The sequence below is a fragment of the Rhizobacter sp. P2_H2 genome (assembly GCF_056403375.1).
Genome location: NZ_JBFUFP010001195.1, coordinates 1 through 1530, shown reverse-complemented (window position 1 = coordinate 1530; position 1530 = coordinate 1). Strand labels below are relative to the sequence as shown.

Annotated in this window: 1 protein-coding gene and 1 pseudogene; both read right to left on the bottom strand. The window is 54.1% G+C overall.

Features of this window, described 5'->3' with window-relative positions; translation table 11 throughout:
* A partial coding sequence (locus AC1D15_RS31515; RefSeq protein ID WP_477829139.1) for a hypothetical protein occupies positions 1 to 860 on the bottom strand: 860 nt, incomplete at its 3' end.
* Between the two features lie 421 nt (positions 861 to 1281).
* Positions 1282 to 1530 (bottom strand): annotated as a pseudogene (locus AC1D15_RS31510) (DNA adenine methylase); the annotation flags it as partial.

The window sequence follows — 1530 nt, the reverse complement described above, 5'->3', positions numbered from 1 at the left end:
GAGTCATAGACAACGTTTAGCTGCTGCTCTGAAAGCACAAAGCCATCCAAGCTCTCCGTCAACCCTTTGCTACCGGTCAAAGGAAATATCGGGTGCCCATAAGGTGGGTTTGCCGAGCACTGCTTTGGCTTGTCGTGATTTCTGTTATTTACTATGGCACACACGGAAGTACTATTTGGACTTACTGCGATCTTTTGTTTATCAGAAGAGCAGCTGCAATTTGGTGCAGGATCATTTCCATTGAAAAAAGGCGTCTCCCAAGCATACAGATATTGACTGCCGGGATACTTGCAGACAGGGAAATTCAAAGAACCCGTAGCTTCGTCCGGCGGGGGAGGCTCAGGTGACGCCCACGTCCATTCGACAGAAAATCTCTTAGTACATTTATACGTTCCTTGACGCCCTGCTGGAGGAAACAGCTCACACACCGTATCACCAGTCCAAGCTTTGAATCGTCTGTCCCAATTACCAGCGTTGTAGGCGGCTGGAAACTCCCCCAAGCCTGCCTCGGAGGCCGAGGCTGGATCTGGGTAATATCCTGAGCAGGGATGTCCATCCTGGATATTGGGGTTTGCTTCCCCTCTATCGCTGCACCACTTCAGATCCGCATGACCTCTTAGTTCCGGCTGAGCGAAAGCGGACGGCACAACTGAAATCTGAAGCAAGAAAGCGCACGCGAGAAATAGCAGACGTCCCCATCCACGCTTCCATACCTTCTCAGCCGACAGAAATTTCGCCGAAGCAACCGCGTTAACGACTGACATTTCAGACATCGGACCTTCCCCCATTTTATCTATCTCGACTCGAATCTTGCGAACAAATAGCGGAATCCTCGCCGCGAGCACAGCAATGCTGCTCATTGATTGAGTACGTTTCGGCGAAGATTGGTATCCCTACCAATGCGGGCGGTGCAGCAATGAAGCTGCCTGATCGCCAAGGTAGCGGCGGGCGACACGGCATAGCGTGGCGAGCTTTGTGTACACGCCACTACTCTGCGGAGAAACGTATTTCAAGACGTTTACGAGAATGCTCCCTCCCCAAGTCATGCTCTTCCGTTCGCGGCAGGCATTGTTTCGCCCGCACGTTCCGAACAATCACACTCCGATGCATACCTCAACCCGCTATCGGAGCCCTTCAGGCAGCAGAATTTTGATTAGAAGAGAGTCTTGACAATTGCGCATCCCTCTTTGGGGGGATGCCTTGGGAGGATGCGATTGTTTGCAATTTCGAATGGACAGACGCCGATCGAATTGGTGTCACATCGCGATGGCATTCGGTCAATCAGAACAGCCCTGCCGGATCCTCCAGCGGATCCCAGGACCAGATCACCAGCTCGCGCCGGTCGACGGCCTTGCCGCCGCCTCCCACCGTGTAGGCGATGTCCAGCGACTCCATGTGCATGCCCTCGAAGCAACGCCGGATGTCCGGGTGATCGTTGATGCTCATCATCGCCTTGCCCTTCAGGCTGCGGAAAGCTGCGGCGATCGCCTGGTACTCCTCGAACGGGAACGGCACGCCGTAGCCCTCGGT